This is a genomic window from uncultured Thalassolituus sp., assembly GCF_950066645.1.
Lineage (GTDB): Bacteria > Pseudomonadota > Gammaproteobacteria > Pseudomonadales > Oceanobacteraceae > Thalassolituus.
The window spans coordinates 94,963-110,419 of the sequence record NZ_CATMFB010000006.1 but is presented as its reverse complement, the minus strand read 5'-3'; the positions used below and the strand labels follow the sequence as shown (position 1 = coordinate 110,419).

At 54.3% G+C, this 15,457-nt stretch carries 12 protein-coding genes; 3 read left to right on the top strand and 9 right to left on the bottom strand.

What is annotated here, in order from left to right; all coding sequences use genetic code 11:
- Positions 1–99: 99 nt before the first annotated feature.
- Positions 100–1,968, top strand: a complete 1,869-nt coding sequence (locus Q1L85_RS07170; protein WP_300424541.1) for a DEAD/DEAH box helicase — start codon at positions 100–102, stop codon at positions 1,966–1,968.
- A gap of 66 nt (positions 1,969–2,034) precedes the next feature.
- On the opposite strand, the gene Q1L85_RS07165 is transcribed toward Q1L85_RS07170, so the two are convergent.
- The 9 genes from Q1L85_RS07165 to urtA all read right to left on the bottom strand — a co-directional run bounded on the left by Q1L85_RS07165 (position 2,035) and on the right by urtA (position 10,777).
- Entirely contained in the window at positions 2,035–2,415 is a 381-nt protein-coding gene (locus Q1L85_RS07165) for a zinc ribbon domain-containing protein (protein ID WP_300424540.1), read from the bottom strand.
- Between the two features lie 11 nt (positions 2,416–2,426).
- Positions 2,427–3,659 carry a formamidase gene (gene fmdA / locus Q1L85_RS07160; RefSeq protein WP_300424538.1) on the bottom strand — a complete coding sequence of 411 codons (1,233 nt, stop codon included), beginning with the start codon at positions 3,657–3,659 and terminating at the stop codon, positions 2,427–2,429.
- Entirely contained in the window at positions 3,652–4,737 is a 1,086-nt protein-coding gene (locus Q1L85_RS07155; RefSeq protein ID WP_300424537.1) for an AAA family ATPase, read from the bottom strand. Before Q1L85_RS07155 ends, fmdA begins: the two co-directional genes overlap by 8 nt.
- A gap of 14 nt (positions 4,738–4,751) precedes the next feature.
- Positions 4,752–5,798 (bottom strand): aliphatic amidase, encoded by a 1,047-nt coding sequence (locus tag Q1L85_RS07150; RefSeq protein WP_300424535.1) that lies wholly within the window; start codon positions 5,796–5,798, stop codon positions 4,752–4,754.
- Positions 5,799–5,830: 32 nt separating this feature from the next.
- On the bottom strand, positions 5,831–6,520 hold the full coding sequence (gene urtE / locus Q1L85_RS07145; RefSeq protein WP_300424533.1) for an urea ABC transporter ATP-binding subunit UrtE: 690 nt from the start codon (positions 6,518–6,520) through the stop codon (positions 5,831–5,833).
- Between the two features lie 11 nt (positions 6,521–6,531).
- The gene (urtD, locus tag Q1L85_RS07140; RefSeq protein WP_300424532.1) at positions 6,532–7,296 is read right to left on the bottom strand and encodes an urea ABC transporter ATP-binding protein UrtD; all 765 of its coding nucleotides are present in this window, start codon (positions 7,294–7,296) and stop codon (positions 6,532–6,534) included.
- Positions 7,289–8,467, bottom strand: a complete 1,179-nt coding sequence (gene urtC, locus Q1L85_RS07135) for an urea ABC transporter permease subunit UrtC (RefSeq protein ID WP_300424530.1) — start codon at positions 8,465–8,467, stop codon at positions 7,289–7,291. Before urtC ends, urtD begins: the two co-directional genes overlap by 8 nt.
- 13 nt (positions 8,468–8,480) lie before the next feature.
- A complete protein-coding gene (gene urtB / locus Q1L85_RS07130) occupies positions 8,481–9,407 on the bottom strand; it encodes an urea ABC transporter permease subunit UrtB (protein WP_300432715.1) in 927 nt (308 codons plus the stop codon).
- Positions 9,408–9,520: 113 nt separating this feature from the next.
- The gene (urtA, locus tag Q1L85_RS07125; protein WP_300424526.1) at positions 9,521–10,777 is read right to left on the bottom strand and encodes an urea ABC transporter substrate-binding protein; all 1,257 of its coding nucleotides are present in this window, start codon (positions 10,775–10,777) and stop codon (positions 9,521–9,523) included.
- Between the two features lie 208 nt (positions 10,778–10,985).
- On the opposite strand from urtA, the gene Q1L85_RS07120 reads away from it, so the two are divergent.
- The gene (locus Q1L85_RS07120; RefSeq protein WP_300424524.1) at positions 10,986–14,372 is read left to right on the top strand and encodes an ATP-binding protein; all 3,387 of its coding nucleotides are present in this window, start codon (positions 10,986–10,988) and stop codon (positions 14,370–14,372) included.
- A complete protein-coding gene (locus Q1L85_RS07115) occupies positions 14,359–15,267 on the top strand; it encodes a response regulator transcription factor (RefSeq protein ID WP_300424522.1) in 909 nt (302 codons plus the stop codon). The genes Q1L85_RS07120 and Q1L85_RS07115 overlap by 14 nt, the downstream gene beginning before the upstream one ends.
- Positions 15,268–15,457: the final 190 nt, after the last annotated feature.

The window sequence follows — 15,457 nt, the reverse complement described above, 5'->3', positions numbered from 1 at the left end:
TGGGCTCAGCCGTGTCATCCTGAAGTTAGCGGAGATCTGACGAGTAGTGATCCACCCACGGTCCGGCCCTGCGACCACCGACTACAGGTAATGACAACTATGAGTGATGCTCCAAGCACAGGCTTTGCGGGCCTGGGCCTTCCTTTCCCCGTTCTCCGCGTTCTGGAAGAGCTGGGTTATGAAACCCCTTCTGCTATTCAGGCAAACAGTATTCCCACACTGCTCGAAGGCCGTGACGTTCTGGGTATGGCCCAGACGGGTACCGGTAAAACCGCAGCGTTCGCACTGCCACTGCTGGTACGTACCAATCCGGACTTCCGTTCGCCACAGGTTTTGGTGCTGGCACCGACCCGCGAACTGGCACAGCAGGTTGCTGAAGCCGCGAAATCCTACAGCCGTTATCTGCCGGGCATCGAAGTCTCTGCGGTGTATGGCGGCACAGATTACGGTAGCCAGCTGCGTGAACTGAAGCGTGGCCCACAGTGGGTGGTCGGCACCCCGGGTCGTGTGATGGATCACCTGCGTCGTGGCACTCTGAGCCTGGCGGATATCAAAGCCGTGGTGCTTGATGAAGCTGACGAAATGCTGCGCATGGGCTTTATCGACGATGTGAACTGGATTCTTGAGCAGGCGCCGTCAAAGCGTCAGGTGGCTCTGTTCTCTGCCACCATGCCTCGCGAAATTCAGCGTGTCGCGGAAACCCACCTGAATGATCCGGTCCAGGTAAAAATCGAAGCCAAGACCACGACCAACGATAAGATCCGTCAGCGTTATTGGTTTGTTGGCCCAGTGCATAAAAACGATGCGCTGCTGCGTATCGCTGAAACTGAAGATTTCGATGCCATGATGATCTTCGTACGCACTAAGCAAGCCACAGAAGAAGTTGCCGACTTTATGGTCGCCAATGGCTTTAAGTGTGCGCCGCTGAACGGTGATATTCCGCAGCAGCAGCGTGAACGTGCGGTCGAAAAACTGAAAGCTGGCCAGCTGGACATGATCGTGGCGACCGACGTTGCGGCTCGTGGTCTGGACGTTGAGCGCATCAGTCACGTGATTAACTACGATATTCCTCAGGATACCGAGTCTTACGTTCACCGTATTGGCCGTACCGGTCGTGCGGGCCGCGAAGGTGAAGCGATTGTGTTTGTCCGCGGTCGCGAGAAACGTATGCTGCGCGATATTGAGCGTGCCACCCGCCAGCCGATCGAAGAAATGCCGCTGCCTTCTGCAGAGCAGGTTAACGCAAAACGTGGTGAACGTTTCCGTGCTCAGATTATGGATGCGCTGCATGCAGAAAAGAACAAGCCGTTCCGTGAAATTATTGAAAGTATCCTGACCGAGCACCCGGTAGACGCGCTGGATGTTGCGGCCGCCTGTGCCCGTCTGTTCCAGGGCAATAAGCCACTGTTCCTCGACGAAAAAGCCGACGAGCGTATGGAAAAAAGAGCGCGCCGTGAACGCGATAATGACGATCGCAACGACCGCGACAGTCGTGATCGCGGCCAGCGTCAGGAACGTGGTTCGCGTAAGGCCGTTCCTGATACCCGCGCACTGCCGTTAAAAGGGCAGCCGGATGTGAACATGTGCCGCTATATGGTGAACGTTGGCTACAACGACGGCCTGCGCCCAGGTAACCTCGTGGGTGCGATTGCTAACGAAGCAGATCTGGAAAGTAAATTCATCGGCCATATCGAGATTCTGGAAAGCTATTCCGTGATCGATCTGCCGGCGGGCATGCCTCCGCATGTGATGAATACGCTGCAGAAAGCGAAAGTCTGTGGTCGTTCTATGGAGCTGCGGGTATTCAACCAGAGTGATATTCCGGAAAGTCGTGGAAAATCCTCCCGTCCGCCGCGTCGTAATGGTCCGGGGGGGGGCAATGGTAATGGCCCTCGTCGTGACCGTGATTCGGCACCTCGTAAGCCACACCGCAAAGGCGGCGATCGCGACCGCAAGCCACGCGGTTAAGACTCTTACCTGGCGGTAAAAAAGGCCCCGGCGTCTGCCGGGGCAATCTCAACACACTGATGGGACTCAGTGACTGATCATCCACGGCCGCATTGATGGAAACATCTTATTGCCTTCCGCCGTATACATCAGATTACTCTGACGCTTTTTCTGGCTTCCGCAACCGCATGAACTGCCGTGCTTATGAGCACGTCGCTCCTGCTTTTCCTTTTCGCGTTCGTGGAATTCACTGGCGGTCATCACCTCAGGTGAGTGACTCGCCTTTTCATTAGCTTCCATGGCTTCACGCCGCTCTCTGATCATGTTGGCAACTTCGGGTGGCAACACGATGACCCGCGCAGACAGAGTCTTGCATTGCGGGCAGAACGCGGGTTTGTCATGGTGCTCCATCGAAGCCAGTTCCTGAAAAACACCATGGTCAGGACATTTGTAATCATAGAGAGGCATGATACTGCTCCTTAATCGAGGTCAGGTGCTTTAGGAATATCGACGCTGCCGTCGAGGTGTTTCTTAGGCCCTTCAGGATTGAGCTGCACATCAAATTTAAAGATGTCCGTCGGCAGCCAGAGGGTGGCACAGGAGTTTGGAATATCGACCACGCCACTGATGTGCCCCTGCACTGGTGCGCATCCAATAATGGCGTAACCCTGTGCTTCGCTGTAACCAAACTGCGTCAGGTAATTAATGGCGTTATGACAGGCCTGACGGTAAGCCACACTGGTATCCAGATAGTGCTGCTTGCCATCTTCGTCGACAGAAATACCTTCAAAAATCAGGTAGTCGTCATACTTCGGAACCATTTTACTTGGCTTGAAGATCGGGTTTTTCACCTGGTATTTCGCCATGCCGTCTTTAATCAGATTCACGCGCATATGAATCCAGCCAGCCATTTCGATCGCGCCGCAGAAGGTAATTTCGCCGTCGCCCTGACTGAAGTGAAGGTCACCCACTGACAGGCCGGCACCATCAACGTACACCGGGAAATAGACTTTTGCGCCGCGCGTCAGGTCTTTAATATCACAGTTACCGCCGTGCTCACGTGGCGGCACAGTACGGGCGGCTTCTGCCGCTGCCTGCATTTTCTCATCGCCGGACATACGACCCATATGCGCGGTTTCAGCGTAAGGGAGTGTCGCCAGCTCAGGTACGCGCTCAGGGTCGGTATCGACTAAGGCTTTTTCGCGGGTGTTCCACATATCCAGCATTTTCTTATCTGGCAGACAGCCAATCAGGCCCGGGTGCAGAATACCGGCGAATTCAACGCCCGGTACATGACGTGAGCTGGTCATCATGCCATTGAAATCCCAGATGGATTTCTGCGCTTCCGGGAAGCGGTCAGTCAGGAAGCCGCCACCGTTTTTCTTCGAGAAAAAGCCGTTAAAGCCCCACTGCTGTTCGGCGAAGGCGCCAATATCAAGAATATCGACTTCCAGCAGATCTCCGGGTTCTGCGCCTTCTACGGCAATCGGGCCAGACAGAAAGTGCACCTGGCTGAGGTCAACATCACGTACGTCAGAGGCATCATCGTTATTTTCGATCTGGCCACCGGTCCAGTCGTAACATTCAACGATAAAGTCATCGCCGGGCTTCACTGTCGCAACCATAGGGATGTCCGGATGCCAGCGGTTGTGCACCTGATCGTTGTCATAGGCGGATTTACTGAGATCAATTTTAATGATGGTATCAGTCATGGTTTTCTCCTTGGGTCGCCGAAAGGCTGGTAGGGGTAGTCAGTGTGTGTTCTGCGTCGTCGGCAGAATATTCCGGCCGGAAAATCAGGCTCTGATGATTGGCGCTGATCTTCAGGCAAAGATGCGTGGTGGCGGTGGTCGCTGTCTGAATAAAACGCGCCACTCCTGTAATAACGTGATCGCGGAAAGCCCGCTCTAAAGCCCGCGCGCCATAACGTTTGGTATCCGCGTGCTGGGCAATGAAAAGGCGCGCATGGCTATCCATGGCAATAGACAGCTGCTGCTTTTTCAGTCGTTCATTCAGCCCGCTTTCGAGCTGCTCAACGAGACCTGGTAACGCCGTAGACGGGAGCGCCGAAAAGTATTCGACAATGCCAATACGGTTAATAAATTCGGTATCAAAATGGCGCAGTAGGGCACGTTTATAAACCGCAGGGCGATTCATTCCGGGAAGCTGTTCCAGCCAGCCGAGGCGGTCGGCCTGACGGCTGCCAACGTTGCTGGTCATAAACACCAGGGTGTTGTGAAATGACAGAGACTTCTGTCCCGACGCAAGTTTAAGTACGCCGTTATCAAGCACGTTCATCAGGGCGCGAACCACTGAGGTATCGGCTTTTTCAATTTCGTCAAAAAGCACAATGCCGGGGCGCGTCGATGTGCCGCACAGCAGGTCATCGTCAAACAGACTGAGATTTTCTTTACTGCCGACATAGCCCGGAGGAGCGCCAGTGATGGCGGCGCTGTAGTGAGCCTGCGACAGAGTGTTCATATCAATCCGGCAGAAAGCATCAGTGCGCCCGTGAATCGCCTTAGCGAGCTGACGTACTGTCTCTGTTTTTCCGGTGCCTGTTGCGCCAATAAACAGTGCGGACAGAAGCGGTCTGCGCTCGTCATACAGACCACTGGCAATAACATTCAGCTGATCTTCCAGCCGGTTGATCACCTCGTCCTGACCACGGATGTGCGCCCGCAGGCTGGTGGCGACGTCCGACGGATTAAACGCAAACCGGGACGGCGCAACTCTTGACGGCTTAGCGCTTCGTGTCTGTTCCCGTAAACGTTCGTTAGCGAAGACCATGCTGGCTCCGGCGATTACTCGCCGGCCTCCATGCTGCGTTCTGCCACAGGGAGATTACCGACCGGGCAATCGGCAACACCGACCGTGGTGCGTGTCATGGCTTCCACATCGGCCTGTGCTTTTTCTGCGTCAGTGACCCAGGTGCGGTAGAACTCGAACGGGCAGTCGGCAATGCCTTTATCGCCGTCGCCGGAGGCGTGAACACCGCTGTAGCCGCGATGCAGGAGTTTGAATAAGTGGTTCTGAGACTGGTCATTGGCACGGGCATCGCGGATCTGAGAGACCGACAACTGCGCGTACTGCACGCCCATATCTTCTTCGCCGCATTCGCCTAACGTACGGCCATCAAAGCCGACCAGTGCTGAGTGACCAAAGTAGGAATAAACACCGTCAAAGCCAGTGGCGTTCGCAACAGCGACATAGCAGTTGTTGGCCCATGCCATGCACTTGGCCATCATGATCTGCTGTTCTTTGGCCGGGTACATATAGCCCTGACAGCGTACAATCAGTTCGGCGCCGCGCATCGCGCAGTCGCGCCAGATTTCCGGATAGTTACCGTCGTCACAGATGATGAGGCTGATTTTCAGGCCTTTAGGGCCCTCGCTGACGTACGTGCGGTCGCCGGGATACCAACCTTCGATCGGACACCAGGGGATACACTTACGGTATTTCTGAACAATTTCTCCCTGGTTATTGATCAGAACGAGGGTGTTGTAGGGTGCTTTATTCGGGTGTTCTTCATGTTGTTCGCCGGTTAATGAAAAGATGCCCCAGGTGTCGGCTTCTTTGCAGGCTGCAGCGAAAATATCGGTCTCTGGGCCAGGAATCGTCGTTGCGGTCGCGTACATTTCCTCTTCGTCGTACATGATGCCCATGGTGCTGTATTCCGGGAATACGACCAGATCAAGCCCTGGCAGGCCGACCTTCATACCTTTGATCATGTCGGCTATTTTTCCGGCGTTTTCCAGCACATCTTCTTTTGTGTGCAGGCGTGGCATTTTGTAGTTAACGACGGCGACACCGACGGTATCGGGGCTGCTTGAAATATCACCATGACGCATAAAAAACTCTCCAGTTTTCAGATAAGAAAAAATTAAACCGATAAGTACTTGGAAATGGTTTCGTGGTCGGCTTCTTCCACAGGTACATCCAGTACAATTTTTCCTTTCTCAATCACCAGAATCCGGTCAGCAACATCAAGCGCAAAACTCAGCACCTGCTCAGATACCAGAATCGACAGCCCACGCTGGGTACGGATCTGTTTCAGCGTGCGCGCCATATCTTTAATGATGCTTGGCTGGATACCTTCGGTGGGTTCATCCAGCAGCAGTACACTGGGGTTACTGGCCAGCGCACGGGCAATGGCCAGCTGTTGTTGCTGACCGCCGGAGAGGTTGCCACCGCGGCGGTGTTTCATTTCATCCAGCACCGGGAAGATGCTGTAAAGATCCGACGGGATCTCTTTTTTACCGGTACTGGTGAGGCCGGTTTCGATATTTTCTTCGACCGTCATGGTGGAAAAGATCATCCGCCCCTGAGGTACAAAACCCAGACCTGCCCCGACGCGCTGGTAGCTTTTCATCGGCGTAATTTCGGTATCTTCGAGAGTTACCTTGCCGCCCTGGCTGGGAATCATGCCGATCAGAGACTTCATCAGCGTGGTTTTACCCATGCCGTTACGACCCAGGATGGCGATGATCTCGTTCTTGTTCAGCGTCAGGTTCATGCCATCAATGATGGTGCTCTGACCGTAGGCAACGGAGTAATCGGTTAATTGCATCATGGCGGCTTTCCTCAGTGACCCAGATAAACTTCGATAACTTTCGGATCAGACTGCACCCGGTCCATCGAGCCCTCAGAGAGGACCTTGCCCTGGTGCAGTACAGTGACCCGATCGGCGATGTCTGCGACGAACTGCATATCGTGTTCAATCACCAGTACTGAGCGGTCTTTGGTGATGCGCTGCAGGAGTTCGGCAGTCTGTTTGCGCTCGGAGACTGACATGCCCGCCACCGGTTCATCCAGCATCAGCAGCTCCGGATCCTGAATCAGCAGCATGCCGATTTCTAACCACTGCTTCTGGCCGTGCGACAGCAGATCGGCTGACATATCGAGTTTGTCGCCGAGGAAAATCATGTCGGCAATTTCTTCTACTTTGGCGACGACTTCGGCATCGCGGCGGAAGAAGAGGGCGCCCCAGACATTGCGCCCACGTGGGTAAGACAGCTCCAGATTCTCGAACACCGTCAGGTCTTCATAAATCGACGGGTTCTGAAATTTACGACCCACACCGGCGTGCACTATCTGGTGCTCGTTCAGCTTGGTCAGTTCTTTGCCCTTAAATTTAATTGAGCCTTCGGTGGCCTTGGTGCGGCCGCAGATCAGATCGAGTACCGTGGTTTTACCGGCCCCGTTAGGGCCGATAATCACGCGGATTTCCTGTTCTTCTACGTAAAGCGATAAATCATTCACTGCTTTGAAGCCATCGAAGGAGACGGTCAGGCCTTCAACGCTCAATACAAAGTCTTTCGCTGGGATGGATTTGGTTGACTCAAGCATGTTTACGCTCCTCAGAAGTCATTGGCTCATCGCTGCTTTCTGGTGCTTTTTCCGACGCGCCCACAGCGGGTGCTGACGGTGATTCATCTTTTTTGCTGAGCTTCAGCAGCCATGGCTCCATGTAACGCTGGTAGATACCGGCCAGACCATTCGGGAAGGCCATCACAACACCGATAAACAGTGCACCCATGGCGAACAGCCAGAGTTCAGGGAAGGTTTCGGAGAAACTGGTTTTTGCGTAGTTCACCAGCAGAGTGCCGTACACCGCACCCAGGATGGACAGGCGGCCGCCCAGGGCACAGAAAATCACCATTTCAATCGAAGGCACGATGCCGACGAACGACGGTGACATAAAGCCGACCTGCAGGGTGAACATGGCGCCACCGATGGCTGAGATCGCTGCTGCCAGGCAGAAGATAAAGATCTTGAAGGCGGACACGTCGTAACCCGAGAAACGCACACGGTCTTCCCGTTCGCGCATTGCGACGAGTAAGCGGCCCAGTTTGCTCTTGATGACAAAAGCCGCCACGAACAGGCACAGGAACAACAGCAAGGCATTCACGTAGTAGAGAATGTATTTTGCGTCGTCGGTACGGATATCCCAGCCGTGCAGAGTGCGCAGGTCGGTAATACCGTTCACACCACCGGTGTAGCCCTGCTGACCAATAATGAGGATGGTCATAATGGCAGCCACGGCCTGAGTGATAATCGCGAAGTACACACCACCGACGCGACGTTTAAACATGGCGACGGCAATAATGAAGGCGAAAATAGCCGGTACAAGAATCACAGCGAACACAGTAAAGGTGAAGCTGTGGAAGGGCTCCCAGAACCACGGCAGGGCCGTCAGCTGGTTCCAGTCCATAAAGTCCGGGATACCTGGCGTTGACTGAATCGCCGTGTTTTCAGGAGACGATGCCTCAAGCTTGAGGAACATCGCCATGCAGTAACCGCCCAGACCAAAGAACACGCCCTGGCCGAGACTTAAAATACCGCCGTAACCCCAGCAGAGCACAAGGCCCAGTGCGACGAAGGCGTAGGTGAGATATTTGCCTACTAAATTGAGGCGGAAAATATCGAGAGATAATGGCAGAACAACGAGCAGTAACAGCGCCAGAATAATCATGTGGCTGTACTGATTTTTGCCGATAAATGCTGCGACTTTATTCATATTTTCAACCCCCTCAGCGACGTACTTTCAGAGTGAACAGGCCCTGTGGACGCAGCATCAGAATGCCAACGACAACAAGCAGGGTGAGCACTTTGGCCATCGAACCAGAGAGGAAGAACTCCATGGTGGATTGAGCCTGAGAAATGGTGAAGGCCGAGGCCACAGTACCGAGCAGGCTGGCTGCACCACCGAAGACGACCACAAGGAAGGTATCCACGATGTAGAGCTGGCCGGAAGTCGGGCCGGTCGAGCCGATCATAGTGAAGGCCGAGCCAGCAACACCGGCAATACCGCAACCCAATGCGAAGGTCAGGCGGTCGACTTTTTCGGTATTAATACCCACGGCAGCAGCCATAGGACGGTTCTGTACGACAGCGCGTGTCTGCTTACCCAGGTGCGATCTCTGCATCATCAGAGCAACGCCGACGGTAATGACGATGGTGAGGCCCATCACAAACAGACCGTTGATCGGAATTTCTACCATGTCAGTGACGGCGATTGAGCCCATCAGCCAGTCTGGCAGTGTCACGCCAACTTCACGCGCGCCAAATACGGTGCGGTAAAACTGCTGCATGATCAGACTCAGACCCCAGGTGGCGAGCAGAGTGTCGAGCGGGCGGTGATACAGGTGACGGATCATCGCCCATTCGACAAAGGCCCCGAGTGCCCCGGTGACAAAGAAGGCCACGATCATGGCGATAAAAAAGTAACTGGAATAAATTCCAGGCAGATAATCTGCGAACAGATTGGAAATCAGGTAAGTGGTGTAAGCACCGAGAATCATAAATTCGCCGTGTGCCATATTGATCACGCCCATCTGGCCAAAAATAATTGCCAGACCCAGCGCCATCAGAACAAAAACAGAAAAGAGAATAAGACCGGCAAAACCCTGCATGGCAAAAATGGAGGTCAGCTCGGCCGCGGTATATTCGGCAAACATGATGTTTCTCCCCGGTGGTTGGTGGCGGCCACTGTCTTTGATGTCTGTACTTGAAGTACTGGGGACAGGGCCGCTTTTTCAGATCAGATAAGACTTAGATATTGCGGTGAGTCTTACTGGTAACCTTCTGGGAATGGATCAGGCTCGATCAGCTCAGAGCTCTCGTAAACCACTTTGTACTGGCCATCTGGCTGGGCATGGCCAACGCGGGTTTTAGACCAGAGGTGGTGGTTTTCGTGAACGCGGACATAACCTTCAGGAGCAGTCGTCAGCTCGATACCCGGTGACGCAGCGCGCACTTTGTCGATATCGAAGGAGCCGGCTTTTTCTACCGCCGCTTTCCACAGCCATGGGCCAAGGTACGCTGCCTGAGTTACGTCACCAATCACGATGTCGTCGCCCCAGCGCTCTTTAAAGGCTTTTACGAAGGCGGTGTTGTTTTCGTTCGGCAGAGACTGGAAGTACTTCATTGAGGCATAGATACCTTCAATGTTTTCACCACCAATGCCCAGAATTTCATCTTCAGTCACTGAGATGGTCAGGAACAGAGGCTTCTCTTTACCCATGTCGATGCCCGCGGCTTTCAGCTGCTTGTAGAAAGCAACGTTAGAACCGCCCACCACTGAGATAAATACAACGTCAGGCTTCTTCAGCTTGATTTTGTTGATCACCGAGTTGAACTGAGTGTGACCCAGCGGGTAGTACTCTTCGCCCACGACTTTGGCACCGAGTTTATTCTCGATGTGCTTACGGGCAATTTTGTTGGAGGTACGTGGCCAGATGTAGTCGGAGCCGAGCAGGTAGAATTTCTTCGCACCTTTTTCACGGGATGCCCAGTCGAGACCTTCGAGAATCTGCTGGGTCGCTTCCTGACCTGTGTAGATCACGTTAGGTGACTGCTCAAGACCTTCGTAGAAGGTCGGATAGTAGAGCATACCGTTATACTGCTCGAACACGGGCAGAGCGGCTTTACGGGAAGCGGACGTCCAGCAACCGAAGACCGCTGCAACCTTGTCGTTCACCAGCAGTTTTTTCGATTTTTCGGCGAAGGTTGGCCAGTCACTGGCACCGTCTTCCTGGATGTATTCGATCTTACGACCCAGTACACCGCCCATGGCGTTGATCTGTTCGATAGCAAGCTTTTCAGCCTGTACAGAGCCGGTTTCACTGATGGCCATTGTGCCGGTGACGGAATGCAGAATACCGACTTTCACCGTATCTTTGGTGACGGCCAGGCCGGTAGTATTCGCGCTGTCTGCCATGGTGGGCAGGCTGGTGGTCGCGAGTGCCAGAGCGGCAGGTACTGCGAGCAGGTGTTTCAGAAAGCCGCGCCGTACAAGAGCGGTTGTTTCGAGGTTGAGTAGCTTCATAGTCAGGCCTCATTTCGGTGGTTGGAATTGCAGATGCCTTTGCAGAATGCTTGTTTGGCGGCATCAGTAACATTCGCCGAATGACCCTCCCGGGGTACGTCAAATGACGTAGTCCGCTTGGCACGGTACGTGATTACGTGATTCAGTAGTCAGAGAAAAACCAGGAATAACAATAAAACAGGAGGTTGCAACACACGGGGGACAGACCATGGCGCAACAGGCGCTGACAAACCGACGCAGTTATAACCGCTGGGTAGCGAATCAGACCCTGGAGGATTATGCCCTGCGCTTTACCGCCAAAGATGCCCGGCGCTGGTCTGCTGCGCGGGTCTCTAATACGGCCCTCGGCGCGATTTCATTTCTTGCACTCGAAGCGATCGGTGCTGCCATTACCCTGATTTATGGTGTTCAGGCGACAGTGCTGGCGGTGATGGTTGTTTCTGCAATTATCTTCCTGACAGCGATTCCCATCAGCTACTACGCCGCCCGGGATGGCGTCGACATTGACCTGCTTACCCGTGGTGCCGGCTTCGGTTACATCGGATCGACCGTCACCTCGCTGATCTATGCCTCGTTTACTTTTATCTTTTTTGCACTGGAATCGGCCATCATGGCCTCCGCACTGGATATTCTGTTCGGGCTTCCTCTGTGGGCGGGATACCTTATCAGCGCGGTGGTGGTTATCCCTCTGGTGACGCACGGGATAACCCTTATCTCCCGCTTCCAGCTCTGGACCCAACCGCTCTGGCTAGCCCTGCAGCTGGCGCCCTTTGTGTTTATTCTCTGGCACGAGGGCAGCATGCTCGGAGACTGGTCGCAGTTTGAGGGCATTCAGAATCCTGCACCGCAACAGGGCGGTGGATTTAACCTGTACTATTTTGGTGCTGCCTCTGCAGTTATTTTTTCACTGATCGCGCAGATCGGAGAGCAGGTCGACTTTCTGCGTTATCTCCCTGAACCAGATAAGCGAACGCGCCGACGGTGGTGGGCGGCACTCCTGATGGGAGGGCCAGGCTGGATTCTTGTAGGCGTAGTGAAAATTCTTGCGGGATCATTTCTGGCGGTGCTGGCGCTGAATCATGGGTTGCCGGTATCGGATGCTGCTGATCCGACTCAGCTCTACATCATTGCGTTCAGTTACCTGACCGAATCGCCATTGGTGATTCTCGCCCTGACGGGCATCTTCGTGGTGCTCTGTCAGGTAAAAATTAACGTGACCAATGCTTACGCTGGCTCTATTGCTTGGTCAAACTTCTTCTCGCGTCTGACCCACAGCCACCCGGGCCGGGTTGTCTGGCTGTTTTTCAATGTGATGATTGCGCTGATGCTGATGGCGCTCGGGGTATACGAGTCGCTGGAACATATCCTCGGGATTTATTCCAACGTTGCCGTGGCCTGGGTAGGAGCGCTTGTGGCCGACCTGATCATTAATAAGCCGCTGGGGCTGAGTCCGAACCATATCGAATTTAAGCGGGCCTACCTGTATGACATTAACCCGGTCGGCTTTGGGTCTATGATTCTGGCGTCGCTGGTCGGTATTTTCAGTTATGTCGGCGTCGCCGGGCCAGAAGCCAGCGCCTTGTCGCCGTATCTGGCATTGCTGACGGCCTTTGTTACTTCTCCGGTGATTGCACTGGTAACACGAGGGCGTTTCTACCTCGCCCGGGATGTGATTCAGCTGACCCCGGTACAGGCACAGCACCGCTGTGTGGTCTGCGACAATGACTTTGATGCTGAAGATATGGCGTCGTGTCCGGCGTACAAAGGACATATCTGTTCACTCTGCTGTACGCTGGAATCCCGCTGTCATGATCAGTGCAAAGACCGGGCGCGCTTCAGTGACCAGATTGAAGCCTTGCTGACGGCCATTCTTCCCCAGTCGCTGGCTCAGAGAATGCGCCCGGGGCTGCTGCAGTTTACCGGCCTGCTGACCATTATTGGCAGCGTGGTCGGCCTGCTCTTCTGGCTGGTGTATATGCAGGTTCCGATTGAAGACAGTGGGCGGCTGTTGCTCAGCAGCACCTTAATTCAGGTGTATCTGTTGTTGCTGATTATCGTAGGCGTCCTGATCTGGTTATTTGTGCTGGCGAACGAAAGCCGGGAGCTGGCGCTCGGCGAGGCAAACCGCCAGACCGAACTGCTTACCCGGGAAATCGCCGCCCACGAAATTACGGACCGCGCGCTGCAGGAGGCCAAAGAGCTGGCTGAAGCTGCGAACCTGGCGAAAAGCCGCTACCTCGGAGGCATCAGTCACGAACTGCGCAGCCCGCTGAATTCGATTCTTGGGTACGCACAATTGCTCGAAAAAGATGCGTCACTGAACAGTCGCCAGAGCGCCAAAGTGTCGCTGATCCGGCGCAGTGGAGACCACCTTGCCGATCTGATTGAGGGGCTGCTGGATATTTCCCGGATTGAAGCGGGCAGACTGGAAGTACGTCGCGACGAAGTCCGTATTCACAGCCTGCTGCAGGAACTCACTGAGATGTTCCGTCTTCAGGCGGCAGAAAAAGGCATCGAATTTAATTATCAGCCACCGCGCTATCTGCCGGAGGTTGTCCGCACAGATGAAAAACACCTGCGTCAGATATTGATTAACCTGCTGTCGAATGCGGTGAAATTTACCCAGCAGGGCAGTGTGACCCTGAAGGTGCGTTACCGCAGTCAGGTCGCCGAATTTACCGTGTCGGACACCGGCAGCGGTATTGCGGAAGAAGAACGCGAACGTATTTTCCAGCCTTTCGAAAGGATCAGAAAACCCGGCACGGTTCAGCAACCGGGAACCGGCCTGGGCCTGACCATCAGCCAGTTGCTGTCCGATATTATGGGAGGCGAGATATCGCTGGAAAGTGAACCCGGAAAAGGCAGTACATTCCGCTTGTCACTGATGTTATCGAGTGTGTCCAATCCAGTGCCTGTCAGCCGCAGTGAGCGTGCAGTCAGCGGTTACGAAGGGCCTGCGAAGACGATTCTGGTGGTTGATGATAATGCCACCCACCGCGGTCTGGTCAGTGAAATTCTGCAACCGGCCGGGTTTAGAATACTGGAGGCGACAGACGCCTTCTCTGCCGCTGGCATTATTCATGACCCGCAGATTGATCTGGTTTTGTTAGATATCTCTATGCCCGGCAAGACCGGCTGGGAATTCCTGCGTGAAATACGGGAGTCCGGATTTATAAAGCCGGTGATTATGGTGTCTGCCGATGCGGAAGATAAACTATCGGCCGCAGGGCAGGGGGCTGCCGAGCACCCGCAGGAGCGACTGAACAACGATTACCTGATCAAGCCCATCCGTGATCAGGTCCTGCTGCAGAAAGTCGGAAACGCTCTGGGTCTCACCTGGGTCTACGAAAGTGATGCTGAGAAGGTAACGACCAGGACAGTCACTGAACCGGGAGTCAGCGTGACTCACGCCCGCCAGATGATTGAGATGGCGGAGCTTGGATATGTCAGCGGCATCGAAGAGTTACTGGTAACATTAAAAGCCTCTGACGATACCGCAGCATACGCCCGTGAAACCGAAGCTCTGCTTCGCAGTTTCCGCTTTAACGATATTATTTCCATGAACAGAAAGGTAGTTGATCATGGTCGGTCATAACAGCCAGGGGCTGATACTCGTTGCGGATGACACCGCAGAATCACTGGCTTTTATGAACGAAGCCCTGGCTAGCGCAGGTTATACCGTACTGGTCGCGATGGACGGAGCGCAGGCGTTGAATATTGCCCGTCGTATGCCGCCTGATCTTATTATGCTGGATGCCATGATGCCGAATATGGACGGTTTCGAGGCTTGTCGTGCATTAAAAGCCGATGCCGATCTGGAAGATATTCCGGTGATATTTCTCACCGGTCTGAGTGATCCCGATGACGTGGTGCGTGGCCTCGAGCTGGGCGGCGTCGATTACCTGACCAAGCCCGTGAATCTCGAAGTGATGCTCGCCCGTGTTCAGGTTCATCTGAGTAACTCCCGCAAAACCAAAAGTGCCCGTATGGCGTTGGAAGAAATGGGGCAACCAGCCTTTGCGTGTAATACCGACGGCGCGCTTCTGTGGCAGACCCGCTGCTCATTGTCTCTGCTGGATACTGCAGGACTGGACGAAACCTCGCTTGCTTCGGCGCTGCAGACACAGGCGTTGCACTGGCTGACAAACCAGCCAGATCGCAATGACAGCCTAAGGCTGCAGGTTGGTGATATCCGACTGCAGCTGCGCTTTTTAGGGCGGCCCGCGCCCGGTGAATTTCTGCTGCGATTGATTCCCGATGATGAAGAGCTGAATCGCCGGATACTTAAGGAAAGCTTTGGTCTGACGGATCGCGAAGCCGAAGTTCTGCTCTGGTTGAGCCGCGGCAAGACGAATCAGGAGATTGGCCAGATTCTGTCGATGAGCCCACGGACTGTGAACAAGCATCTCGAACCGGTTTTCCGCAAACTGGGCGTCGAGAACCGGACATCGGCTGCGGCTGCGGCATTGGCCGCTCTTACACAGCAGTGATCGTCCGTTGGGTGTTGGCTTAGTTACGTGAAGCGTCGTCGTTTGTCAGGTCCGCGGATCCGAGCTGTGAAGTAAGCGAATCGGGCGACCCGCCAGCGTATCATTTACAGCAACAGTGTTACTCAGTCTTCTCTGTACTTGACCCGCCTCTTCAGGGCCGCTAGCTTTCTTGCACCCAACAGGACAAGAG

What these genes read in the sequence shown, in the direction of transcription:
- Q1L85_RS07170 (WP_300424541.1), top strand. Translation starts at nt 100, where the DNA reads ATGAGTGATGCTCCAAGCACAGGCTTTGCGGGCCTGGGCCTTCCTTTC.
- Q1L85_RS07165 (WP_300424540.1), bottom strand. Translation starts at nt 2,415, where the DNA reads ATGCCTCTCTATGATTACAAATGTCCTGACCATGGTGTTTTTCAGGAA.
- fmdA (WP_300424538.1), bottom strand. Translation starts at nt 3,659, where the DNA reads ATGACTGATACCATCATTAAAATTGATCTCAGTAAATCCGCCTATGAC.
- Q1L85_RS07155 (WP_300424537.1), bottom strand. Translation starts at nt 4,737, where the DNA reads ATGGTCTTCGCTAACGAACGTTTACGGGAACAGACACGAAGCGCTAAG.
- Q1L85_RS07150 (WP_300424535.1), bottom strand. Translation starts at nt 5,798, where the DNA reads ATGCGTCATGGTGATATTTCAAGCAGCCCCGATACCGTCGGTGTCGCC.
- urtE (WP_300424533.1), bottom strand. Translation starts at nt 6,520, where the DNA reads ATGATGCAATTAACCGATTACTCCGTTGCCTACGGTCAGAGCACCATC.
- urtD (WP_300424532.1), bottom strand. Translation starts at nt 7,296, where the DNA reads ATGCTTGAGTCAACCAAATCCATCCCAGCGAAAGACTTTGTATTGAGC.
- urtC (WP_300424530.1), bottom strand. Translation starts at nt 8,467, where the DNA reads ATGAATAAAGTCGCAGCATTTATCGGCAAAAATCAGTACAGCCACATG.
- urtB (WP_300432715.1), bottom strand. Translation starts at nt 9,407, where the DNA reads ATGTTTGCCGAATATACCGCGGCCGAGCTGACCTCCATTTTTGCCATG.
- urtA (WP_300424526.1), bottom strand. Translation starts at nt 10,777, where the DNA reads ATGAAGCTACTCAACCTCGAAACAACCGCTCTTGTACGGCGCGGCTTT.
- Q1L85_RS07120 (WP_300424524.1), top strand. Translation starts at nt 10,986, where the DNA reads ATGGCGCAACAGGCGCTGACAAACCGACGCAGTTATAACCGCTGGGTA.
- Q1L85_RS07115 (WP_300424522.1), top strand. Translation starts at nt 14,359, where the DNA reads ATGGTCGGTCATAACAGCCAGGGGCTGATACTCGTTGCGGATGACACC.